18 protein-coding genes are annotated in these 22,521 nt (G+C 64.3%); 5 read left to right on the top strand and 13 right to left on the bottom strand.

Annotated features, from left to right (window positions below):
* Nucleotides 1-40: 40 nt before the first annotated feature.
* The 3 genes from E1N52_RS16425 to E1N52_RS16415 all read right to left on the bottom strand — a co-directional run bounded on the left by E1N52_RS16425 (nucleotide 41) and on the right by E1N52_RS16415 (nucleotide 3,955).
* A complete protein-coding gene (locus tag E1N52_RS16425) occupies nucleotides 41-1,285 on the bottom strand; it encodes a branched-chain amino acid ABC transporter substrate-binding protein (RefSeq protein ID WP_133183808.1) in 1,245 nt (414 codons plus the stop codon).
* Nucleotides 1,286-1,654: 369 nt separating this feature from the next.
* Nucleotides 1,655-3,391: an ATP-binding protein gene (locus E1N52_RS16420; RefSeq protein ID WP_246089089.1), complete on the bottom strand. Its 1,737-nt coding sequence runs from the start codon at nucleotides 3,389-3,391 to the stop codon at nucleotides 1,655-1,657.
* Nucleotides 3,392-3,568: 177 nt separating this feature from the next.
* Nucleotides 3,569-3,955 carry a response regulator gene (locus tag E1N52_RS16415; RefSeq protein ID WP_133183807.1) on the bottom strand — a complete coding sequence of 129 codons (387 nt, stop codon included), beginning with the start codon at nucleotides 3,953-3,955 and terminating at the stop codon, nucleotides 3,569-3,571.
* A gap of 322 nt (nucleotides 3,956-4,277) precedes the next feature.
* Here E1N52_RS16415 and E1N52_RS16410 point away from each other — a divergent pair, with 322 nt between their 5' ends.
* Nucleotides 4,278-4,553: a hypothetical protein gene (locus E1N52_RS16410; protein ID WP_133183806.1), complete on the top strand. Its 276-nt coding sequence runs from the start codon at nucleotides 4,278-4,280 to the stop codon at nucleotides 4,551-4,553.
* 6 nt (nucleotides 4,554-4,559) lie between these two features.
* Here the strand turns inward: E1N52_RS16410 and ydiJ are convergent, their stop codons facing one another.
* Nucleotides 4,560-7,610, bottom strand: a complete 3,051-nt coding sequence (gene ydiJ / locus E1N52_RS16405; protein WP_133183805.1) for a D-2-hydroxyglutarate dehydrogenase YdiJ — start codon at nucleotides 7,608-7,610, stop codon at nucleotides 4,560-4,562.
* A 115-nt stretch (nucleotides 7,611-7,725) separates the two neighbouring features.
* Here ydiJ and E1N52_RS16400 point away from each other — a divergent pair, with 115 nt between their 5' ends.
* The 3 genes from E1N52_RS16400 to E1N52_RS16390 all read left to right on the top strand — a co-directional run bounded on the left by E1N52_RS16400 (nucleotide 7,726) and on the right by E1N52_RS16390 (nucleotide 11,066).
* Nucleotides 7,726-8,643, top strand: a complete 918-nt coding sequence (locus E1N52_RS16400) for a LysR substrate-binding domain-containing protein (RefSeq protein ID WP_133183804.1) — start codon at nucleotides 7,726-7,728, stop codon at nucleotides 8,641-8,643.
* 170 nt (nucleotides 8,644-8,813) lie between these two features.
* Nucleotides 8,814-10,115: a cation:dicarboxylate symporter family transporter gene (locus E1N52_RS16395; RefSeq protein WP_133183803.1), complete on the top strand. Its 1,302-nt coding sequence runs from the start codon at nucleotides 8,814-8,816 to the stop codon at nucleotides 10,113-10,115.
* Between the two features lie 48 nt (nucleotides 10,116-10,163).
* Complete coding sequence (locus E1N52_RS16390) at nucleotides 10,164-11,066, top strand: NAD(P)-dependent oxidoreductase (RefSeq protein ID WP_133183802.1); 903 nt, start codon at nucleotides 10,164-10,166, stop codon at nucleotides 11,064-11,066.
* Nucleotides 11,067-11,073: 7 nt separating this feature from the next.
* Here the strand turns inward: E1N52_RS16390 and E1N52_RS16385 are convergent, their stop codons facing one another.
* From E1N52_RS16385 to E1N52_RS16350, 8 genes are all read right to left on the bottom strand, one after another.
* Nucleotides 11,074-12,420, bottom strand: a complete 1,347-nt coding sequence (locus E1N52_RS16385) for an MFS transporter (protein WP_133183801.1) — start codon at nucleotides 12,418-12,420, stop codon at nucleotides 11,074-11,076.
* Nucleotides 12,421-12,758: 338 nt separating this feature from the next.
* Nucleotides 12,759-13,628, bottom strand: coding sequence for an alpha/beta fold hydrolase (locus tag E1N52_RS16380; RefSeq protein WP_133183800.1), 870 nt, complete (start codon nucleotides 13,626-13,628; stop codon nucleotides 12,759-12,761).
* A gap of 65 nt (nucleotides 13,629-13,693) precedes the next feature.
* Nucleotides 13,694-14,941 (bottom strand): 3-(3-hydroxy-phenyl)propionate transporter MhpT, encoded by a 1,248-nt coding sequence (gene mhpT / locus E1N52_RS16375; RefSeq protein ID WP_133183799.1) that lies wholly within the window; start codon nucleotides 14,939-14,941, stop codon nucleotides 13,694-13,696.
* Between the two features lie 94 nt (nucleotides 14,942-15,035).
* On the bottom strand, nucleotides 15,036-16,061 hold the full coding sequence (dmpG, locus tag E1N52_RS16370; RefSeq protein WP_133183798.1) for a 4-hydroxy-2-oxovalerate aldolase: 1,026 nt from the start codon (nucleotides 16,059-16,061) through the stop codon (nucleotides 15,036-15,038).
* Between the two features lie 4 nt (nucleotides 16,062-16,065).
* Nucleotides 16,066-17,013: an acetaldehyde dehydrogenase (acetylating) gene (locus E1N52_RS16365; RefSeq protein ID WP_133183797.1), complete on the bottom strand. Its 948-nt coding sequence runs from the start codon at nucleotides 17,011-17,013 to the stop codon at nucleotides 16,066-16,068.
* 13 nt (nucleotides 17,014-17,026) lie between these two features.
* Nucleotides 17,027-17,815 (bottom strand): 2-keto-4-pentenoate hydratase, encoded by a 789-nt coding sequence (gene mhpD, locus E1N52_RS16360; RefSeq protein ID WP_133183796.1) that lies wholly within the window; start codon nucleotides 17,813-17,815, stop codon nucleotides 17,027-17,029.
* Between the two features lie 29 nt (nucleotides 17,816-17,844).
* Complete coding sequence (locus E1N52_RS16355) at nucleotides 17,845-18,789, bottom strand: 3-carboxyethylcatechol 2,3-dioxygenase (protein WP_133183795.1); 945 nt, start codon at nucleotides 18,787-18,789, stop codon at nucleotides 17,845-17,847.
* Nucleotides 18,790-18,791: 2 nt separating this feature from the next.
* Entirely contained in the window at nucleotides 18,792-20,642 is a 1,851-nt protein-coding gene (locus E1N52_RS16350; protein ID WP_133183794.1) for a bifunctional 3-(3-hydroxy-phenyl)propionate/3-hydroxycinnamic acid hydroxylase, read from the bottom strand.
* A gap of 192 nt (nucleotides 20,643-20,834) precedes the next feature.
* Here E1N52_RS16350 and E1N52_RS16345 point away from each other — a divergent pair, with 192 nt between their 5' ends.
* Nucleotides 20,835-21,638 (top strand): DNA-binding transcriptional regulator, encoded by an 804-nt coding sequence (locus E1N52_RS16345; protein ID WP_133183793.1) that lies wholly within the window; start codon nucleotides 20,835-20,837, stop codon nucleotides 21,636-21,638.
* On the opposite strand, the gene hcaR is transcribed toward E1N52_RS16345, so the two are convergent.
* Nucleotides 21,635-22,513: a DNA-binding transcriptional regulator HcaR gene (gene hcaR / locus E1N52_RS16340; RefSeq protein WP_133183792.1), complete on the bottom strand. Its 879-nt coding sequence runs from the start codon at nucleotides 22,511-22,513 to the stop codon at nucleotides 21,635-21,637. The genes E1N52_RS16345 and hcaR overlap by 4 nt on opposite strands.
* Nucleotides 22,514-22,521 lie beyond the last annotated feature (8 nt).

The raw sequence follows: 22,521 nt of genomic DNA, 5'->3' as shown, positions 1-22,521 counted from the left end.
TGCCCGATAATCCTTGTGATGTGTCGTAGCGAGAGCACGTTCAGCCCGGGCGCTTCATCTGGCAAGTGGTCGGCTGCGTTGCCGCGGTCGGTCCAAGCTGGACGTCGGTGCGCCAGCCATAGCCGGTGTTCTCCTGGTCGTACTTTACCGTCTTGCCGTCCGCCTTGGTCCATGTCGCGATCACGAGTGACTGCTGCGCCTGGTGATCGGCAGCGCGCATTGCCACCGGACCGTTCATGCCGTCGACCGTCATGCCCTCCATGGCCTTGGCCACCTTGACGGGATCCGTCGACTTCGTCGCGTTCATCGCCTTGCTCAGCATTTCGATGGCCGCGTAGGCCGTCGCCAGGTAATAGTCGTCGTTGTACTTCTTCTTGTAACCCTCGATGATCTGCCCAACCACCGGCGGGTTGTTCGCCGTGTTCGGGCCGAACACGCCCACGTACTTCACATGGTCGGCGCCGGACGCGCCCATGGCCGTCGGCACGCCGGTCGTGCCTGCGTAGTAGGTATAGAAGTTGGCCGTCACGCCCGCGTCCTTGCTCGCCTTCACGAGCAATGCGAGGTCGCTGCCCCAGTTGCCCGTGATCACCGTGTCGGCACCTGAAGCCTTGATCTTGGTGGCGTAAGGCGAGAAGTCCTTCACGCGCGCGAGCGGATGAAAATCGTCGCCGACGATCACGATATCCGGGCGTTTGCTCTTCAGGTCCTCGCGCGCCACGCGCGAAACGTCGTGACCAAACGAGTAGTCCTGATTGATCAGGTAGACCTTCTTGATGTCCTTGTCGCGCGCGAGGAACGTGGTGAGCGCATCCATCTTCATGTCGGCGTTGGCGTCGAAGCGGAAGTGCCAGTAGTCGCACCGCGCATTGGTCATGGCCGGGTCCACCGCAGCGTAGTTCAGGTAGACGATTTCCTTGCCCGGATTGCGCGAGTTGTACTTGGCGACCGCATCCTCCAGCGCGAGGCCGACCGACGAGCCGTTGCCCTGCACGATATAGCGAATGCCCTGGTCGGCGGCCTGGTTCAGCAGGGTCAGGCTTTCCTGCGGCGAAAGCTTGTTGTCGAATCCGACCACCTCGAACTTCGTGCCGTTTGCCCAGTTATGCTCGTTGGCGTATTCGGCCGTGTATTGCCAGCTGTGCAGCTGATTCGTTCCAAGTGATGCCATCAAGCCGGACAGCGGATCGATGAAGGCAATCTTGACAGTCTCCGCTTGCGCGGCCCCCGCTACCAACGCCGACGATACAACCGCACCAACCAGCAACGAGCGCAACATCCTCATGGACCGTCTCCTTTGTTTGGGCATTTCTTATCGAGCGTGAATTTTTTCGTCCGACCGTGCGATTTTTCGCTATATCAACACATTCCTGGGGCGAATGACAGCACTCCAGGGAAATCGCTGAGGCGACGAGGCATAGCGAGTCATTGCGACTGGCTTACGGTTAGCCTGGGTCCATTCGCGACGACTCATCCCCGCGTCCGGCCGATTCGATCATTGAAACCGGCCGGGCACCGCGCGAGGACAGGCGTCAACGCTTGCGTGGCATTGAACCGCCGGCTTTCCATGGCTGATACTACAAAAAGATTGACCCGATACTATCACTGGCCAAGGCCGCCCAAACCCGCCTGAAGACCCGACGCATCGATGGCGTCATTCGGTCTTGTTGAGCGCGTTGCGCACAGCAACGGCAAGTTCGTCGTATCGATAGGGCTTGCTAATAAGGGCGACGCCTTCGTCGAGCTTGCCGTCGTGGAAGATGACGTCGCGCGTGTAGCCAGAGGCAAACAGCACCTCGGCGTAATAGGGCGGCCCGCTCGCAATACGAGCCAGTTCGCTGCTTCTCACCGTGCCCGGCGTCACGACATCCGTGAACAGCAGGTCGAAGCGCTGGCCGCTCTGGATCAGCTTGAGCGCGCTTTCGCCATCTTGCGCGGAGAGCACCTTGTAGCCGAGCTGGGCCAGCATTTCGATCGCGGCAATGCGCACGTCGGCATCGTCTTCGACAACGAGAATGGTCTCGCCGCCTCGCTCCTGCCTCGCGACAGTCGGTTTGTAAGCGTCGTATTCCGCTTCGAGGCTGCGCGGGAAATACAGATTGACTGTCGTGCCCTCGCCTTCCGTGCTTTCAATGAAAACGTAGCCCGAACTCTGCGCCACGAACCCGTGCACCATGCTCAAGCCCAGTCCCGTTCCCTGGCCCTCGGCCTTCGTGGTGAAGAACGGTTCGAACACGCGCGCTTTCACGTGGTCGGGCATGCCGCTGCCCGAGTCGGAGACTTGCAGGCGCACATATTCGCCTGCTGGGACGCCATCGCGGAGCGCCAGTTCGTCGTTGCCCGCATCGATATTCGCGAGACAAACGCAGATGCGTCCGGGTCCGTCGATCGCATCGCGCGAATTGATGACGAGATTCAACAGCGCGCTTTCCAGCTGACTCCGGTCGGCACAGATATTCCAGCTCTCCTGCGCAGGCACGATGGCGAGTTCGATCGTCTCCGGCAACGTGCGGTGAAGCATCTCGGCGATGCCTTCGACCAGCCGGAAGGGATTCAGAACGGCCGGCGCGAGCGGTTGCCTGCGTGCAAAGGCCAGCAATTGCGCGGCGAGTTTCGCGCCGCGCGACACCGCGTTGCTGACCGCCGCCACGCGCCGCTCGAGCGCGGCGTTGCCTCTCGTCGAAAGCTCGATGAGCTGGAGGTTGGCGGAGATGACCTGCAAGACGTTGTTGAAGTCGTGCGCCACGCCGCCCGTGAGACTGCCGATGGCCTCGAGCTTTTGCGCCTGACGCAACCGCTCCTCCATCGCCACGCGCGCCCCCACTTCCTCGGCTACGCGCTGCTCCAGTGTCTGGGTCAGTTGCAGCAGCGCGTCTTCGGCGACCTTGCGCTGCCTTTCCGCCAGGATCTTCGCAGTCGTTTCGAACACGATGGCGATGACGCCCGCCGGCCGCTCGTCGTCTTCGAAAACCGGGCTGTAGCTCAGGTCCAGCCAGACGTCTTCGGCGTGACCTTCGCGATACAGCACGAGCTGCTTGTCCTGAAAGGCCAGCGTTCCGCCGGCGAGGCACGTATCGACGACATTCCGGTTGAATGCCGCCACCTCCGGCCAGCCGGTTTCGACCGGTTTGCCGAGCAGGAACGGATGCCGGCTGCCCGCGAAAAACGCGTAGGCGTCGTTGTAGACCATCGTGCCTTCGTGGCCCCAAAGCATGACGAGCGGAGAAGGCGACGCGAGGAGCATATTGATCGCGGCCACGAGGCTCGCCGACCACGTTTCGCGAGGGCCGAGCGCCGTGCCGCTCCAGTCGAATGCGGCGATGCGCTCCGCCATTTCGCCCGGCCAGCGGGTCGAGGGGCGCTCGATCGGCGGTGGAACTTCCTTGTTCATGACGCGACTCTGCTCCGAGGAGACGCTGCTGGATATCGGAACGACGATGTTCGTGGAGATTCGAGGCTGCGCACGAGCGAGACAAAGTGCGCAATTATCGTTCCGCCTCCGGGCGAGGCCCGTCAAGATAGCCACGGAGGGGCACCGGCGCCGAAGCGGCAGCCGGTCAGAGCGGTGTCACAGGCAAGCCAGCAGGTCTTCGAGCCGCACGGGTTTCGTCAGACATTTGTCGAAACCGGCTGCCGCCGCCCTGGCGGCAATATCCGGGTCGGCCTGTCCGGATAGCAAAACGTACCGGGTAGTCGACAGCGCGGGGTTGAGGCGAAGCTGGCCCACCAGTTCCCCGCCGTTCATGTCCGGCAGCTTCCAGTCCAGGAAGGCAAGCTCGGGAAGGAACGACCCGGCGACGAGCAGGGCCTCTTGTCCATCGGCGGCGCATCGGACTTGATGGCCTTCGAACTCGACGAGCGCCGCGAGCGCATCTGCGACTTCGCGGTTGTCATCGACTAGCAAGATTCGTTTTGGCATCGGCGCAAAAAGCTGGCTGGAGAGCGGGCGCGACACAGGTAGCACTCGACCCGCGGTTCGACTTCGAGTGTACCCGGATTCCGCCAATGGCAAACGCCCGCGCCATCTCGCTCCAGGGGTCAGAGTAGGGGCAGCCGCTGCTGACGAAGTCCTCGACCTCGCCAGCACGATCCATCACGAGCAATCAATCGTTCTACTGAGCAATTCACCGTGCGACTTTCACGGCGGCAACGTTCAGCATGCGCATAACTCGTTGTTACCAATCTCGCACCACCGTTGCACCTGTGTCCGAAGGCCGCACCTACACTCGGAACCGTGCTCATCAAAAAACGCACGCAGCGTGCGAAGGAGTTGCGATATGAAGAGGACGATTCTCGGCCTGGTCCTGGGCGCAACGGCGTTGGCGGCTTCGACCGCTGCATTGGCCCAAGTGGATGTGGCCGTGGGCGTTGGCGTGCCAGGCGCGGCCTACGCGCCGGCCCCCGTCCAGACCGACTGGCGAGGCGACGACGACTGGCGCGCGCGGCGTTGGCGGGAACACGAATGGCGCGAGCACGAACGCCGTGAGCATGAATGGCGCGAGCGGCAGTGGCGCGAACGCGAATGGCATGACCGGGACCGTTGGAACTACTGATCCCGGTCAGCGCATGGCGTCCAGCAGCGCCTGAATGGGATGGCGCAGCTGGCGGCCGCGCAAGCGCTTCACCTGGCAGCGGCATGAATAACCCGTGGCGAGCAATTCTTCCGCCCCTTGCGTCGAAGTCGATGCCGCATCGACATGCCGCGCCCACGATTGCTCGAAGATCGTTTCCGAGGTCGCGCGATTGCGCGCCTCGTGGCCGTAGGTGCCCGACATGCCGCAGCAACCGCTGGCCGGCGTCGCGAGCGCGAGGCCGGCCGCCGCGAATACGTCTTTCCACAAGAGCGCGGCGGTACTCGCGTTGGTGCGCTCGGTGCAATGCGGCAGCAGCCTGAACGAGCCGGACGCACGCGGCGTCGTGGCGCGCGAGCGTAATGCGCCGATCAGCCATTCCTGCGGCAACTGAACGTCGGGTACGGTTTCGATGCCGTCCACCTTGCGATACTCCTGGCGGTAGACGAGCGTCATGGCCGGATCGATGCCGACCAGCGGCACACCCGATCTGGCAAGCGCGGTCAGTTGCGCCGCATTGCGACGCGCCGCGCGGCGAAACTGCGGCAGGAACCCCTGCACATGCAGTGGCTTGCCGTTGGGCAGATAAGGCGCGACGAATACCTTGAACCCTAGCTTCCCGGCGAGTTCCAGGAATGCGGCGGCAACCGGCGTTTCAAAGTAACGCGTGAACGCGTCCTGCACCACGATCACGCTGCGCCGGCGCTCGGCAATGCTCAGCATCGAGAGGCGTTCGGGCGTTGCGATCTCTGCTCCCGAGCGGCGCAGCACACCGCGCCATGACACACGGCTCAACAACGGGCTATCGACAAGGCCAAGACCGCGCGCAAGCAGCGATTTGACTGGACCCGCGCCCATCACCGCGTTGTAGACGCTTTTCGCTCCAGGCACCGCCGCTACGCGCGGCACCGTAAATTCAAGCGCGCCGATCAAATAGTCGCGCAGCGGACGCAAATAGCGCGTGTGATACAGCTCCAGAAAGCGTGCGCGAAACTCGGGCACGCTCACTTTCACGGGGCACTGCCCCACGCATGACTTGCACGAGAGGCAACCCGCCATGGCGTCATACACCTCATGCGAGAAGTCTTGCTCGCCCTGGCGCTTGCGCACGCTATTGAACATGCGCACCGGCAATGCCGCCGTGGTTGGCGCAGCCGTGAGATCCGCGCAGGCATCCTGCTGCAGACGTAGCCATTCGCGCATCAGCGAAGCTCGGCCCTTCGGCGAATGCACGCGCTCGCGCGTGGCTTTCCACGACGGACACATCGCGTCGTTCGGGTCGAAGTTGTAGCAGGCACCGTTGCCGTTGCAGTGAACGGCGTCGGCATTGGCCTGCCAGACACGCTCATCGATGCGCCGGTCCAGTTCGCCGCGCAGCGTCGTCGCGTCGATCTTCAACAGCGCCGCACTCGCCCCCGCCGGCGTGGCAATCTTGCCGGGATTGAGCTGATTGTGCGCATCGAATGCCGCCTTGAGACGCTGCAGGGCGGGATACAAAGGCCCGAAATACTCCGGCACGTACTCCGAGCGCACGCCCTTGCCATGCTCGCCCCACAGCAGGCCGCCATACTTCATCGTCAAGGCGGTCACGGCATCCGAAATGGGACGCACAAGCGCGGCCTCGTCCGGATTGCGCATGTCGAGCGCGGGGCGCACATGGAGCACGCCGGCATCGACATGGCCAAACATGCCGTAGCGCAAGCCAAAGCCGTCTAGCAGCGCCCGAAACTCCGCAATATAGTCGGCGAGATTTTCGGGGGGCACGGCCGTGTCTTCCACGAAGGGCTGCGGGCGGCTCGCACCGCGTGCGTTGCCCAGCAGGCCCACCGCACGCTTGCGCATCGCATAGACGCGATGGATCGCCGCCTCGCCGTCGGCGATCGTATGTCCCAGGCGTTTGACGCTCACGTCGGCGCCAAGGTGCTCGGCGAACGCGGCCACGCGTGCGCGCAATTCGTCCGTATCGTCGCCGCTGAATTCGACCATGTTGATGCCGCTCGCACCGCCTTCAATCCCTTCGTCGTCGGGGAAATATTCGGCCACGCTTTGCCAGACGCTATCCTCGCGTGCCAGCCGCAGCACCGTGGAGTCCACGGTTTCGATCGAGAGCGGACGATGGGCCATCAACGCGCGCGCGTCGCGCAAGGCGTCCATGAAACTCTCGTAGCGGACATTGACGAGTGCGGCGTGCTTCGGAACCGGCAGCACGTTCAGCGTCGCCTCGACGATAAAGCCGAGCGTGCCTTCCGAGCCGCACAGCACGCTGTTGATGTCGAAGCGCCCCTCGCCGTCACGCAAATGCGCGAGGTCGTAACCGGTCAGGCAGCGGTTCAGCTTGGGGAAGCGCTCGCGGATCAGGCCGGCTTCGCGCTCGCTGATGTCGCGCGCGGTGCGGAAGACTTCGCCAACCTTGTCCTCGCGCGCGCAGAGCGCCATGAGCGCGGCATCGTCGACCGGCGCGCTCGACAGGCGCTCACCGCCGACCAGGACCGTTTCCAGCGCGAGCACGTGGTCACGCGTTTTCCCGTAGGTGCAACTACCCTGCCCGCTCGCATCCGTGCTGATCATGCCGCCGATGGTCGCGCGGTTCGACGTCGACAGTTCCGGCGCGAAAAAGAGCCCGTGCCGCTTCAGTGCGGCATTGAGCTGGTCCTTGACGACACCGGCCTCCACTCTGGCCGTGCGCGCAACCGGATCGATTTCGAGGATCCGGTTCATATGGCGCGACATGTCGACCACGATGCCTTCGGTCAGCGACTGCCCGTTCGTGCCCGTGCCGCCGCCGCGCGCCGCGACCGCCACGCCGCGAAACGCCTCGCGCCCGAGCAAGCTTGCGATGCGTGCGACGTCCTGCGCGTGGCGTGGAAACACTGCTGCTTGCGGGTAGCGCTGGTAAATCGAATTGTCGGTGGCCAGTACCGTGCGCGTCGCGTGAGTCGCGTCCACCTCGCCTTCGAAACCCGACACCTCCAATTCATGCAAAAATTGACGGATCAGCGGGTTTCTGAATTCGCCGATGGCAAGCGGGCCAATTGTCATATCGTTCTCGAAGTCTCGCCGTGGGTGCACTATTCCCTTTCTGGCAGGGCATTGTCGCGTTCCCGGCCGGCACCGGGCAAACGTATATTCGTTGGGTTGATCATGAGGTTTATGAATGAATTTCCGCAAGCTCACGCCTTCCATGTCGCTGCTGCTCGCGTTCGAGGCATCCGCGCGGCATGAGAGCTTCACGCGTGCGGCCGAGGAGCTGTCGCTCACGCAGAGCGCCGTGAGCCGCCAGGTTCAGGCGCTCGAAGCGATGCTCGATCTTGCGCTCTTCACGCGCGAGGGCAAGCGCATCATCCCGACGGATATCGGCCGGGCCTATATGGCCGAGATCTCTCATGCGCTCACGCTGATCCGCAGCGCGACGCTGCAGGCCCTCACGTCGAACGCGCCAAAAACGCAGCTGCGCGTCGCGACGCTGCCGACGTTCGGCGCCAAATGGCTGCTGCCACGCCTGCACCGCTTCTATCAGGCGCACCCCGATTTGCAGATCGATCTCGACTCGCGCATCGACGCCACCGACTTTTCGACCCAGGACCTCGACGCTGCCATCGTGGTGGGCGACGGCCGCTGGCCGGGTGTGACGGCACACAGGCTCTACGCGGAAGAGCTGGTGCTGGTCGGCAACCCTGCCGCGTTGCCCTTCGCGCGAAAATCGAGGCGAAAGGCCGCTGCACCGACCATCGAAACCCTCGAAGGGCTCACGCTGCTGCGCGTGCGCAGCTTTCCCGACGCATGGCGCGAATGGTGCGCGCACTTCGGTTTGCCTCACGACGCGCTGCGTCCGGGCCCGAGTTTCGAGCTGACCTCGCATTTGATCCAGGCAGTCGTGGCCGGTATCGGCGTAGGCCTCGTGCCGCGCATGCTGGTGGAAGACGAATTGAAGGAAAACCGGCTTCTCAGCCCGTTCGAAGCGGTACCAAGCTCGCGCTCGTATTACCTCGTGTACCCGGAGCGGGTTCAGCGCCATCCGGTGCTGGTTGCGTTTCGCGACTGGCTGCTGGAGGAGCTTGCGGGGCAGCCGTGACGTCAAGGTTGCGTCCGCAAGGGGACGCGGAATGAGATTTGCTGCCTATCCGCCCCTCTCGTTCGATCGCGTCGATAAGAAAAACAGATGGCTTATTTAGCGTTTCGCAAGGCCTGAATGTCAGCCTCCCCCTCCATAATTCCGTATGAATAATCACAACGGAGGAGACAGTGAGGCTGTTGCGCAAGCTGTACATCCAGGTTCTGATTGCTATCGCGCTCGCCATCGCGTTCGGCCTGCTCGCGCCGCACGAGGCCGTGAAAATGAGGCCACTGGGCGAGAGCTTCATTGCGCTGCTCAAGATGATGCTCGGGCCCATCATCTTCTGCACGGTCGTGCATGGCGTTGGGCACATCAAGGACTTCAAGCGCCTTGGACGGCTCGGCGTGAAGACGCTGCTCTATTTCGAAGTGGTCAGCACGCTTGCCATGCTGACCGGCTTTGCGGTCGTCAATATCGTGCGGCCCGGCGACGGGCTCCATGCGCGCTCGATGAGCGCCGGTGAAGGCGCTGCCGCGGCGATCAAGGCGGGCACGAGCGGCGACTTCTCGTTCACGCACTTTCTCACCTCCATCATTCCGCATACGCTCGTTTCGGCGTTCGTCAGCGGCGATATTCTTCCTGTGCTGTTCGTTTCGCTGCTCGCGGGCTTTGCGCTCGCCACCTGCGCGAAACCCGACTGGGTCATATTCCGCTTGATCGAGGAAGCGCAAACGGTCGTCTTCAAGATGCTCGGCTTCATCATGCGGCTCTCGCCGCTGGGCGCGTTCGGCGCAATGGCCGCGGCTGTGGGCAGTTACGGCAGCGTCACGCTGCTGTTCCTGCTGCGCTACGTGCTCACCTATTACGCCAGCACGCTGTGCTTCGTATTCATCGTGCTCGGTGTCGTGGCCGGCCTGGCCGGATTCTCGATCTTCAGGATCCTTTCGCTGATCAAGGAAGAAGCGATTCTCGCGATGGGGACGGCCGCCAGCGAAGTCGCGTTTCCGCGGCTCGTCAGCAAGCTCGAACAGGCGGGCTGCGACGAGGTCGTGGTGGGATTCGTCCTGCCGGCGGGCTATAGCTTCAACATCGACGGCGCATGCCTCTACATGGCCTGCGGCGTCGGCTTCATCGCGCAGGCGACCGATACGCCTTTGAGCCTCTCGCAACAACTCGCGCTGCTCGCGGTGATGATGCTCACGTCCAAGGGCGGTGCGGGCGCGGCGGGCGGCGCACTCGTCAAGCTCGCGGCCACGATCCAGACCTCGCGCGCGCTGCCGCTTGCGGGCGTGGGCCTGCTATTCGGCATCGACCGGGTTCTCGCCATTGCGACTTCCACGACCAATGTGATCGGCAATTCGGTGGCCGTGCTCGTTCTGTCGAAATGGGAAAGAATGTTTGACAAGCAGAAGTTCGACGCCCACATGAACCGGCGTCTCACGACCCCAGTCGAGTCGCCGCCGGTTCAGGCGAGCGAACCTCGCGTGTGAGCCTGGCGCGCTTGTCTCTTCATCAACGTCATCGAGAGCGATTCAAACATGGAACAGCAAAACCAGCAGCCGGTCACACGCGTTGCGATTATTGGCTTCGGCGAAGTGGGACCCATTTTTGCGCAGGCATTGGCGCATGCCGGTCTGCACGTTTCGACGTTCGACATCAAGCTGCAGGAAAGCGCCACGCGCGAGACGATCCTCAAACGCGCAAGCGAAAGCGGCGCTCACGCAGCCGACGATCTCGCCTCTGCGCTCAACGGCGCGCAACTCGTGTTTTCCGCCGTCACGGCGAGCCAGGCCGAAGCCGTGGCGAGCGCGTGCGCGATGCATCTGCTGGCAGGCCAGACGCTTATCGACCTCAACTCCGTGTCGCCCGCCGTCAAGCAGCGCAACAGTCAGGCCGTGGAGCGCGCGGGTGCCGATTACGTGGAAGCCGCCGTCATGGCGCCCGTGCCGCCGCAAGGCATACGCGTGCCGATGCTGCTGGGCGGACGCGCGGCCGTGCGCACCGCCGAAATCCTCAACGCGCTCGGCATGCGCGCGCAAGCCGTGGCCGCCGAAGTGGGACTCGCTTCCGCCATCAAGCTGTGCCGCAGCATCATGATCAAAGGCATGGAAGCGATGTGCGTGCAATCGATGCTCGCCGCGAAGCAGTTTGGCGTGGACGACCGCGTGCTCGCATCGCTTGCGGCAAGCTTCCCAGGCATGGGTTGGGACACGGGCTATGAGTCATACCTGATCGGCCGCGTGGTCGAACACGGACAGCGGCGCTCCGAGGAAATGCGCGAGGCGGCGGCCATGCTCGACGGCCTCGGCATGTCGAGCGAGTTGGCCAACGCCATCGCGAATGTTCAGCAGGCGCTGGCCGAACGTGCTGCACCGCTCGTCCAGGCGCTTGATGAAAAGGGCAGACTGCCGGAATGGCGCACGCTGCTCAAGCCTGCGTGAGGTGCACTCAGCGGCTGGCCTTCACCGGCGGCACACCGGCCACCAACGCCGCGCCGCTCGCCACCAGCAACGCCGCGAGCAGATAGAGCGCGTTATCCATGCTGCCCGTGTGCGTCTTGATGAGCCCGATCGCCCACGGGCTCACGATGCCGCTCGTAATGCCGATACTGCTGATGAGCGCGATGCCCGCAGCCGCGGCCTTGCCCGAGAGATACGCCGAAGGGACCGCCCAGAAGATCGGCAACGCGGCGAAGATCAGCACCGCTGCGATCGAAAGAATCGCCATCATCGCGGCGAAGCTCGCGAGATGCAGCGTGAGCAGCGCCAACGCCATGCCGCCGCCTATCGTGCACGCCGCGAAATGCCAGCGCCGTTCACCGCGCCGGTCCGAGCGGCGCGCGATCCACATGAGGCCCACCGCGCCGACGGCATTCGGAATGACGGTGTAGAGGCTGATCGCCAGCACGTCATGCACGCCGAAGTCGCGAATCATGAGCGGAATCCAGAAGTTCAGCGTGAGCGAGGCGCAGGTCAGCGAGAAGTAGATGAACGCGAACAGATAGACGCGCGGGTTGCGCAGCGCCGCCCCGAACGAACGCGTGGAATGCGCGTGATCGCCTTCGCTGTCGCGTTGCGCGAGGAGGTGGGCCTTTTCTGCATCGGTCAGCCAGCGCGCCTTCTCGGGGCCGTCCACGAGCCAGAACGCAGCCATGAGGCCGAGCAGCACGGCCGGCAGCCCTTCGATCAGGAACATCCAGCGCCAGCCGGCGAATCCCGCCATGCCGGCCATGTCGCGCATGATCCAGCCCGAGATGAGGCCGCCCAGCACGCCCGCCACCGCCACGCCCGCGAAGAAGATCGAAAACACGGCCGCGCGGCGCCGCGCCGGATACCAGTACGTGAGATAGAGCACGATGCCGGGAAAGAAGCCCGCCTCGAATACGCCCAGCAAAAAGCGCAGCGCATAGAACTGCGTGGGGCTCGACACGAACATCATGCTGGTCGAGGCAATGCCCCACAGCAGCATGATGCGCATGAACGTGCGGCGCGCGCCGAAGCGCGCAAGCAGCATGTTGCTCGGCACTTCGCACAGCACGTAGCCGACGTAGAACACGGCGGCGCCGAGGCCGTACATCGCGTCGCTGAAGCCCAGGTCGTGCTTCATCTGCAACTGCGCGAAGCCGATGTTGATGCGGTCGAGGAACGAGACGACGTAGCAAACGAACAGGAACGGAATGACGCGCGCGGAGACTTTCCGATAGAGCGCGTCGTCTTGCTGCGAGGAATTCTGTGCGGGCGTAGCGTACGCGCGCGCGGCTTCGGACCGGCGGTCCGGGGCAATCGATTGGGGCATCTGCCTGTCTCCAAACATGACTCCGGTTCACCTGGGCGGGCCCAAGCAGACCGTTGATGCGCGGCGTCTTGCGCGCCTTGCGCGGCTCGCCTGGACGCGTGGTTCGCGCTTCTCCAGGCAGTGACGCCGATCATAGGTGGGGCAGGTTTAATTTGTCAATGGCGAATCGTTTCGTTTTACGCTAATGCGGGTTTGTCTTTAGGCAAACTTGCTGACGCTGCATTGACTTGCGATTTCGTCACACAAAAGCCGGTTTTTCAGGCGCAATGCGCTCGCCCCAATAAAAAAGCGGCACACCGTGAGGTGCGCCGCTTCGTTACCGCCAGTGCTTTCGCCGTTTAGTGCTTCAGGAAGTCGATCACCATGCGATTAAAGGCTTCCGCATGCTCCCATTGCGCCCAGTGGCCGCAACGGTTGAACACGTGCAGTTGCGCGTTCTGCATGCCTGCCAGCAGGCGCAAGCCGATATCCATCGGCACGAAGCGGTCGTCGCGTCCCCAGATCACGAGCGTGGGCGCGGCGATTTCCCCAAGGCGCGGGCCGTAGTCGCTGAACTGCTTCGGGAAGGCGGCGAGGCTCTTCACGAAGTTTTCGAGGTGGTCGCGGCGCGCGAGCATGTTGTCGAGGCGCGTTTGCATCAGCTCGTCGGTGAGCGCGCTCGCGTCGTACACGAACACGTTCATCATGCGCTTGAGGTTCTCGATCGTCGGATCGCGATAGAGACCTTGCAGCAGCTTGATGCCTTCGGTGGGCATCGGCATGAAGCTGCTCGGGCCGCCCGTGCCGCCGCCCATCAGCACGAGCTTGCCCACGCGTTGCGGGTTCGCCAGTGCGAATGCAACGGCGCTATGGCCGCCCATCGAATTGCCGAGAATATGCACGCGCTCGATGTCGAGCACGTCGAGCAGGCCCTTGAGCACGCGGCCGTTCAGGTCCGAGCGCGAGCTCGTGCAGACGATCGGGTCGCTCTTGCTCCAGCCCGGGCAGTCCATCAGGATCACGCGGTAGCCGGCCGCGACGAGCGGTTCGACGTTGCGGTTGAAGTTGGCCCAGCCGCTCGCGCCCGGACCCGAGCCGTGCAGCATCACGACGGTTTCGGCGCCAGCGCCTGCGTCGTTGTAGTGAATCTGGAACTCGACGTCGCCGTCCTTCACGCGCGCGAACTTGCTCGTCGAGGCTTCGGTGATTGCTTGTGCCGTATCCGTCATGATGACCATCCTTTAAAACGTATTAACCCATGCGGGAAAAGGCGCGAGCCTTCTCCCCTTCACATTCATGCGCCCTGTGCGCCCAACGTGCTGCGCTGCCTGAAAGCACCCACTACGCTGAGCGCGGCAAGCGCCGCGATCACGACGAGCGGAATGCTCGAGCCCACCAGCATCGACGGGCTCTGGCCGAGTGCAAACAGCTGGCCCGCCACGAGCGGCCCGAGAATCGAACCGAGACGCCCCACGGCCACTGCCGCGCCCACACCCGTGCCGCGCACTTCCGTGGGATACGCATGGCCCGCGAGTGCGTAAAGCACCGACTGGCCGCCCACGATAAAGAAGCCACACAGCAAGCCGCCCACGGCCGTCGAGCTTGCGCCGCCCGCGCTTGCGAGCACCGTGAGCGCCACCACGATGCCGATGTACATGCCGATCACCGTGCCGCGGCGGCCAAAGCGATCCATGATCGTCGCGATCGCGACGGCTCCGATGCCGCCGCCGATGTTGAACAGCATCAGCACGAGATTCGACTGCACGCGCGTGAGGCCGCGTGCAAGCACCATCGAGGGCAGCCAGTTCATCAGGAAGTACAGCACGATCAACGTGCCGAGATAGCTGATCCACAGCGCAATCGTGGTACGTGCGCGGCCTTCTTGCCAGAGCGCTTGCGTCACGCTCGGCGCGCCCACTTTCACGAGCTTCGAAGCCTGCGTGGCGACGAACTGCTGCGACTCGCGCAGGAACACGCCGAGCAGCGGCACCATCACGATCGGGCCGAGACCGCCGACGTAGAACACATGGCGCCAGCTTGCGTCCCCCGTGCCGAGCATGCCGATGACGGCGGCAATCGCCGCGCCGAACGGCATGCCGCAGTACATCGCGCCCACGGCCGTGCTGCGCTGCCGCTCACCCGCCGCCTCCGAGCACAGCGCGATCAGGTTCGGCATGGCCGCACCGAGACCGAGACCCGTGAGCAGACGCGCGACGAGCAGGCTTTCGAAATTCCACACCATGGTCGTAGCGAGCGAGAAAAGCCCGAACAGCGCCACCGACCACATGAGCACGCGCTTGCGGCCGAAGCGGTCGGCAAGCCGCCCGCCCAGCGCCGCGCCCGGCAGCAGGCCGATCGCGCCCGCGCTGAACGCCCAGCCCATTTGCGCAACGGCGAGATGAAATTCCTTCGCCATGCGCGGCCCCGCTACGCCCGCCGATTGCAGGTCCAACCCTTCGAGCAACGCAATCGCCAGACACAGGGCGATGGTTGCCTTGCTGCTCGTTCCACTTCCTCCAGCACTACTGTTTCGCGACGTCATAAAAAGTCTCCATATGTATATGCGAGCCGCTCTTTCCGGCGGCTATAAGTGGCAACGCCGCGCACCACCCGAAGGCGATGCGCGGCGCGCTTGATCAGGACTGCAATGCTTCCTGGCGCTTCTTCAGATCGAGCGCCACGTCGACGATCATGTCTTCCTGACCGCCCACCATCCGGCGCTTGCCCAGTTCGACGAGAATATCCACCGTCTTCAGGTCGTACTTCTTCGCGGCCACTTCCGAGTGGCGCAGGAAGCTCGAATACACCCCCGCATAGCCGAGTGCGAGCGTTTCGCGGTCCACGCGAACCGGGCGGTCCTGCAGCGGGCGCACGATGTCGTCGGCGGCGTCCATCAGCGTGTAGAGGTCGGTGCCATGGTTCCAGCCCATGCGTTCCGCCGCGCCGATGAACACTTCGAGCGGCGCGTTGCCGGCACCCGCGCCCATACCGGCGAGCGACGCATCGACGCGGTCGCAGCCTTCTTCCACCGCCACGATCGAGTTCGCCACGCCCAGCGAGAGATTGTGGTGCGCGTGCATGCCCGTTTGCGTTTCGGGTTTGAGCACGGCTTTCACCGCGCGGAAGCGGTCGCGCACGTCGTTCATCGTGAGCGCGCCGCCCGAATCGACCACGTAAATGCAGGTCGCGCCGTAGCTTTCCATCTTCTTCGCTTCAATGGCGAGGTTTTCCGGCGTGGTCATGTGGCTCATCATCAGGAAGCCCACGGTGTCCATGCCCAGTTCGCGCGCGTATTCGATGTGCTGCTTCGAGATGTCGGCTTCCGTGCAGTGCGTGGCGATGCGCACCACGCGCGCGCCGGCGTTGTACGCGGCCTTCAGGTCGTGAATCGTGCCGATGCCGGGCAGGAGCAGCGTGGCGATCTGCGCGTGCGTGACGACGTCGGCCACCGCCTCTATCCATTCCAGGTCGCTGTGCGCGCCGAAGCCGTAGTTGAAGCTCGAACCTTGCAGGCCGTCGCCGTGCGCGACTTCGATGCTGTCCACCTTGGCCTTGTCCAGCGCGCGGGCGATGTCCTGCACGTTCTGGATCGAGTACTGATGGCGAATGGCGTGGCTGCCGTCGCGCAGCGTCACGTCGGAGATATAGAGTTTCTTGCTCATGGTCTTATCCCTCCACGCTCAGAAGCGTCTGCGCCATGCGTTCGGCGGTGGCGAGCGCGGCGGAAGTCATGATGTCGAGATTGCCTGCGTAAGCGGGCAGATAGTGCGCGGCGCCTTCCACTTCGAGGAACACTGAGGTCTTCAGGCCGCTGAACTTGCCGAGGCCCGGAATATTCAGGGGCGCGTTCGCGGGGATCTCGTCGAACTGCACCTTCTGCTTCAGACGATAGCCCGGCACGTAGGCGTGCACCTTCGCGACCATCTCTTCGATGGACTGCTCGACCTTCTCGCGGTCGGCCAGATCGGAAAGCGTATAAACCGTGTCGCGCATCATGACCGGCGGCTCGGCCGGATTCAGCACGATGATGGCCTTGCCCTTTGCTGCGCCGCCGACCACCTCGATCGCCTTCGATGTCGTTTCGGTGAACTCGTCGATGTTGGCGCGCGTGCCGGGACCCGCCGATTTGCTGCTGATCGACGCGACGATTTCCGCGTAGTGGACCTTCGCGACGCGCGACACGGCCGCAACCATCGGAATCGTGGCCTGGCCGCCGCACGTCACCATGTTGACGTTGGGCGCGTCGATATGCGCGTCGAGGTTCACGACCGGCACGCAGTACGGGCCGATGGCGGCGGGCGTGAGGTCGATCACGCGGATCGACGGCTTGAGTGTGCGCAGCAGCGCGTCGTTCTTCACATGCGCGCCAGCGGACGTCGCGTCGAACACGAAGTCGATGTCGTTGAACACCGGCAGGCGCGTAAGACCTTCGACGCCTTCATGCGTGGTCGCCACGCCAAGCCGCGCGGCGCGCGCGAGACCATCGGAGTTCGGGTCGATGCCGACCATCGCCGCCATCTCCAGATGCTTGCTGTTGCGCATGATCTTGATCATCAGATCCGTGCCTATGTTGCCGGAGCCGATGATCGCAACCTTGAGTTTTTCGGAAGCCATATGAATTCCTGTATCAGGCGGAAAAAGTCGCGCGAACGCTGCCGAGGCCTTCGATCTGCGCGGTGTACGTGCCGGGTTCCTTCACGGCGACCATGGGCCCGAGTGCACCCGTGAGCACCACGTCGCCCGCACGCAGCGGCGTGCCGAGCTGGACCATGCGGTCCGCGAGCCACACGGCGGCGTTGAGCGGGTTGCCCAGGCACGCCGCGCCATTGCCGCGCGAGAGCACTTCGCCGTCGCGCGAGAGCTCCATGGCGCAGGCGGTCAGGTCGATCCGCGAAAGCGGCACCGGGCGGCTGCCCACCACGAAGCGCGCGCTCGAGGCGTTGTCGGCCACCGTATCGACGAAGCGGATGTCCCAGTTCTGGATGCGGCTGTCCACCACCTCGATGGCTGCGAGCGCATACGCGCTGGCGCGCAGGATGTCGACGAAGGTGTGCTTTTCGAACGTGAGGTCGTGCTCCAGCACGAGCGCGATTTCCGCTTCGACCTTCGGCTGGATCAGTTGCGAGAGCGGGATCGCTTGCGCATCGCCGTACGCCATCGACGCGAACAGCGCGCCGAAGTCAGGCTGATCGACGCCTAGCTGCTTCTGCACCGCAAGCGACGTGAGGCCGATCTTGCGGCCCACGATGCGCTCGCCGGTCGCCACGCGCAGATCGACGTTGGCTTGCTGAACGGCGTAGGCAGTGGCGATATCGTCGATAGCAATCTCGCCGCGCACCGGCTCGATCACGTTGCGCGAGGCTTCGGCTTCGTAGAGGCGCGCGGCCAGCGCCGCGACGAGTTTCGAATCTGACATGTTGATTCTCCGGAGTCCGTACTGTTCTATCAAGCCGCGTCGGGCGTGGCGTGCATGGTGGCGAAACCCGCAATCCACTCGGGAATTTCGCGGTAGTAATCGAGCGAAGCGCGATACGGGCCGTAAGCGGCCAGCACGCCGAATGCCGCGACCCACGTGCGGATCTCGTGCGCCGACTTGCCGCCGTCACGCGTGATGGCCGCGTTCGTCATGCCGTCCACGGAAGTCAATTCGCCCGATGCCAGGCGCGCGAGGAACGCGCGGTCCCATTCGGGGTTGAGCGGATGCAGATGGCTGTCGCCCGCAGTGAACGATTTCGCCGCGGCCACGGTGCGCGCCTGACGTGCGGCGCGCGAATCCGCCGAGGGGTTGCGGCCCGCGATCAAACGTTCGGCCACTTCCGGCGTCGCGCCGAACAGTTCCGGCACCGGCGGTTCGTGCGAGATGCCGCCCGAACCCACCACGAGCACGCGCTTGTCGCTGCGCGAGAAGAAGCGGCCAATCGCATCGCCGAGCAAACGCGCGCGGCGCAGCGTCGCCATGGGCGGCGCCACGGAGTTGATGAACACCGGAATCACCGGGTAACGGTCGAGACCGCCCGTGAGCACTTCCAGCGCCTGCGCGCAGCCGTGATCGACCTGCATGCGGTACGAGAGCGCCACGTCGATATCGGCGTCGAGCACGTTCTCGGCGAGCTTGTGCGCAAGCGCTTCGGGCACAGGCAGCGTACCGGCCATGCTCTTGAAATCGCCGATCGCTTCCGTGCGCGCGCCGATGCAGAACGGCGGCATCACGTCGTAGAAAAAACCGTTGAAGTGATCGGGTGCGAACGCGACGATCACGTCCGGGTTGAAGGCTTCCACGCGTTCGCGCGCAGCGCGGCCCACACGTTCGACTTCCGCCACCACGTCAGGCAGCGGATCGAAATAGCCATGCAGCGGCGTATGCGACAGACATTCGAGGTGAATCGGCATGCTCAAGCTCCTGCGGTGCGCGCAACGGCCACGCCGCGCACGGGACGGTTCTGCGGGGCAGCGGCGCTCGCCCCATGCAAGGCGGCTTCGGTCATGCCGAGCTTGCCCGCGAGTTCGACGATCGCGTCCGAGACCTGTTGCGGCGTGCAGACGCCCGCGACGAAGCGGTCCGGGCGCAGCAGCACGACCGATTCGGGCAGACGGCTGAACCACTCTTTCAGGCGGCCCTGCACGTCGCCGAGCGCGAGTACGCCCTCGGGCACGTCGTCGGCGTATTCGAGCTGCACGTCGGGCTTCGCGAAGATGAAGCGGGCGCCCAGGCGCTCCCACAATGCGCGGGCTTGCGGCGTGAGGCCGAAGGTCGGGTCCGCGCCCCAGGCGAGCACCGCGAAGCCGTTGCCGATCGCGTCGTCGAGGCGCACCACGCGGCCATCGGCCAGGCGCACGCGCGGCTGGATGAACATGCGGCCCACGGGCGACGCCGCGAGCGGATCGCGGCCATACGCGAGGCGGCCGATCAGCGAGTCGCGCTTCTGGCTCATCAGGCCAAGCAGGCGGCCCGGCGCCGAGTTGCCCGAGCGCTCCAGCAAGCTTGCGAGCCAGCCGCCCGTCTTTTGCGGCGGCGGCAGCAGCACGACGCCTGCTTCATAGCGCGGCATCGGCTTGAAGCGCATTTCCACGAAGTAGCGCTTCACCGAAGGGAATACGTTCATGTAGCGCACGAACGTGTCGCGAAAGCGCGCGCCAAAGCGCGTGGTGGGCGCGAAGATATCGCCCGCCACTTCCGAGAGGTGGATCATCGAGCGCGCGTGCGCGCGGCGCTCCACGGTATAGCTGTCGAGCAGGCGGCCATCGGCCTGGCCCTTCGCGACCATCGCGAGCTTCCAGCCCAGGTTGTTCGCGTCGCGAATGCCGCTGTTGTAGCCCTGACCCTGCCACACCGGCATGATGTGCGCAGCGTCGCCCGCGAGCAGCACGCGGTCCACGCGGAACGTTTCGGCGAGGCGCGCGTTGTGCGTGTACACACGCTTGCGGATGTAGTCGACCTTGTCGGGGTCCGCCACCACCTTGCGGATCAGCGCGGCCATGTTCTCGGGCTTCGAGAGTTCTTCTTCCGTCTCGCCCGGCATCACCATGAATTCGAAGCGGCGAATGCCGTGCGGCAGCGCGGCCGACACATACGGGCGCTGATGATCGCAATGCATGTAGATATGCGGCGAGCCGATGGGGTCGTTGCGCACGTCCACCACGATCCATTGATTCGGCTTCGTGCGGCCTTCGAAGGGCACGTTCAGCGCGCGGCGCACGAAGCTGTTGCCGCCGTCCGCGCCCACCAGGTACGCTGCACGGATCGTGCGGCGCTCGCCGTTCGCGTCGCTCACGTCGATCGTCACGCCCTGCGCGTCCTGCTCGAATGCATTGACCGCGTGGCCGAACAACACGTCCACGTGCTCGAAGCGCGCGAGCCCTTCGTACAGCACGCGGTCAGCCAGCGGCTGAATGAACGCGTTGCGGCGCGGCCAGCCGAATTCGTCGGTGCGCGGCTCGATCGAGGCGAAGCAATGGCCGTCTTTCGTGACGAAGCGCATCCAGTGGTCGGGCGTGGTGTGCGGCAGCAGCGCATCGGCAAGACCAATGGACTGGAACACGCGCAATGCTTCGTCATCCAAACCAATTGCGCGCGGGTAGTCGATGATCTGGTCGAGCTTCTCGACGAGCGTGACACGCACGCCTTGCAGGCCGAGAATATTGGCGATCATGAGGCCGACCGGACCCGCGCCGATGATGGCGACGTCGGTGGCAATCTGGCGAGGGCGGACGGTATCCGCCTCGTGGGCGAGGGGGGTGTTCATGTGTCTCCTTCTCGCGCGGCTTATGGAGCCGCTGCGGATGCTGACAGGTGGTGCCTGAAAACGGATCACCCGGTTGGACGTTTTGTCGCAGTCCGGTGAATGGAAGCGAGTCTAGGTTCCGCCCGATGCGCGCTCAACATTTTTAGAGAAATGTGCATAGAATGCACACAGTTGATTTTTAAGGCATTTTCAATGACGAAGTATGCAAACGTGCGGGGACTGGCGCGCGGCCTGCAGGTGCTCCAGGCGCTCAACGCCATGGAGAACGGGCGCGCCACGAGCCAGCAGCTGAGTGAGGCAACGGGTCTGCACCGCACGACGGTTAGGCGCCTGCTGGAAACCCTGGTAGAGGAGAAGTTCGTGCGCCGCAGCGCTTCCGACGACAGCTTTCGTCTGACGATGAACGTGCGCGGCCTGAGCGAAGGCTTCACCGACGACGAGCTGATCGCGACCATCGCGCCGCCGATCATGGCGCAAATGCTCCAGCGCACCGTGTGGCCTTCGGACCTCACGACGCCCGACGGCGACTCCATGGTGATACGCGAGACCACGCACCGCTTCAGCCCGCTTTCGTTTCACCGCGCGATGGTGGGCCGCCGCCTGCCGATCCTGCTCACGGCGGCCGGACGCGTGTACTTTGCGATGTGTCCCGAGGCCGAGCGCGAGGACATTCTCGAACTGTTGCGCGCGGGGGCGGGCGGCGAGCAGCAGCAAAAGCTCGCCAGCGACAAGGCCTATATCCGCAATCTCGTGCGCCAGACGCGCGCGGACGGCTTCGGTTCGAACCACGGCGACTGGGCGGATCAGCGCAAAATCGGTGCGCTCGCAACGGCCATCGAGGCGCATGGGCGCGTGCTCGCGAGCCTGAACGTGATCTACCTGGAGCAGGCCATCAATCCGGCAGAGGCCGTGCGCCGCTTCGTGCCCGAGTTGCAGCGCGCCGCGCAGGAAATGGTGACGGCGCTAGAGGCGCAGGAGGAAACCACGAAGCGTTAAGCTTCGTTCTCGCGCACGAGTTCGAACAAGGCTTCGAGCTCCGCCGCATGCGGCTCTTTGCGCGACACCATCAGCAAGTCGATGGTAGGCGGCTCGCCTTCCAGCGGGCGCGTGCAGATCGCACTGCTCGTGAGCGACGAGACATACGCGGGCAGGAGCGCATAGCCGAGCCCCATCCCCACGAGATTCAGATTGAGCAGAATATTGGTCGCGACCTGAGCCACCTTGCGCTCGATTCCGTGCGCCTCGCAATACGCCTCGACCACGCTGTGCACCTGCCCCGAGAACTGCGGATGCGTGCTGATGAACGGCTCGCCGCTCAGTTGCGCCGGTGCGATGCGCTCTTGCTTCGCGAGCGGATGGCCGCTTGGCAGCACCACCACGAGCGGCTCGGTGAGCACGACTTCGCTGCGCAATTCAGGCGACAAAACGGGCCGCCGCATGAATGCCACGTCGATATCGCCGCGCAAAAGCGCGTCTTCCTGCTCGGCCGTCGGCAGGCTGCGCAACTCGACATTCACCTCGGGAAAGCGCAAACGCAAACGCGGCAAGATCACCGGGAAAACCCGGATCTCCGCTGCGGGCACGAAACCGATCGTCACCGTCGCGCGCCCCTGCCCCACCTGGCGCGCTCGCGCCACCGCCCGGTCGGCCTGCGCCACCACGAGGCGCGCCTCCGCGAGAAACACCTTGCCCGCGTCGGTCAATTCCACCTTGCGGCGCGTGCGCTCGAAGAGTGGCGTGCCCACTTCGTCTTCGAGATTGCGGATCTGCTGGCTCAGCGAGGGCTGCGCCGTATGCAGGCGCTGCGCCGCGCGCGTGAAGCTCAGCTCGTCGGCAACGGCAATGAAGTAGCGCAGGTGTCTCAGTTCCATGCTCGATT

Origin of the sequence: Paraburkholderia guartelaensis (assembly GCF_004353905.1) — a bacterium.
In the GTDB taxonomy this organism is placed as follows: domain Bacteria; phylum Pseudomonadota; class Gammaproteobacteria; order Burkholderiales; family Burkholderiaceae; genus Paraburkholderia; species Paraburkholderia guartelaensis.
The sequence above is the reverse complement of the archived record's forward strand: the minus strand, read 5'-3'. Positions and strand labels throughout refer to the sequence as shown.

Coding starts and splice junctions, on each gene's coding strand:
- E1N52_RS16425 (WP_133183808.1), bottom strand. CDS start 1,285: ATGAGGATGTTGCGCTCGTTGCTGGTTGGTGCGGTTGTATCGTCGGCG.
- E1N52_RS16420 (WP_246089089.1), bottom strand. CDS start 3,391: ATGAACAAGGAAGTTCCACCGCCGATCGAGCGCCCCTCGACCCGCTGG.
- E1N52_RS16410 (WP_133183806.1), top strand. CDS start 4,278: ATGAAGAGGACGATTCTCGGCCTGGTCCTGGGCGCAACGGCGTTGGCG.
- ydiJ (WP_133183805.1), bottom strand. CDS start 7,610: ATGACAATTGGCCCGCTTGCCATCGGCGAATTCAGAAACCCGCTGATC.
- E1N52_RS16400 (WP_133183804.1), top strand. CDS start 7,726: ATGAATTTCCGCAAGCTCACGCCTTCCATGTCGCTGCTGCTCGCGTTC.
- E1N52_RS16390 (WP_133183802.1), top strand. CDS start 10,164: ATGGAACAGCAAAACCAGCAGCCGGTCACACGCGTTGCGATTATTGGC.
- E1N52_RS16385 (WP_133183801.1), bottom strand. CDS start 12,420: ATGCCCCAATCGATTGCCCCGGACCGCCGGTCCGAAGCCGCGCGCGCG.
- E1N52_RS16380 (WP_133183800.1), bottom strand. CDS start 13,628: ATGACGGATACGGCACAAGCAATCACCGAAGCCTCGACGAGCAAGTTC.
- mhpT (WP_133183799.1), bottom strand. CDS start 14,941: ATGACGTCGCGAAACAGTAGTGCTGGAGGAAGTGGAACGAGCAGCAAG.
- dmpG (WP_133183798.1), bottom strand. CDS start 16,061: ATGAGCAAGAAACTCTATATCTCCGACGTGACGCTGCGCGACGGCAGC.
- E1N52_RS16365 (WP_133183797.1), bottom strand. CDS start 17,013: ATGGCTTCCGAAAAACTCAAGGTTGCGATCATCGGCTCCGGCAACATA.
- mhpD (WP_133183796.1), bottom strand. CDS start 17,815: ATGTCAGATTCGAAACTCGTCGCGGCGCTGGCCGCGCGCCTCTACGAA.
- E1N52_RS16355 (WP_133183795.1), bottom strand. CDS start 18,789: ATGCCGATTCACCTCGAATGTCTGTCGCATACGCCGCTGCATGGCTAT.
- E1N52_RS16350 (WP_133183794.1), bottom strand. CDS start 20,642: ATGAACACCCCCCTCGCCCACGAGGCGGATACCGTCCGCCCTCGCCAG.
- E1N52_RS16345 (WP_133183793.1), top strand. CDS start 20,835: ATGACGAAGTATGCAAACGTGCGGGGACTGGCGCGCGGCCTGCAGGTG.
- hcaR (WP_133183792.1), bottom strand. CDS start 22,513: ATGGAACTGAGACACCTGCGCTACTTCATTGCCGTTGCCGACGAGCTG.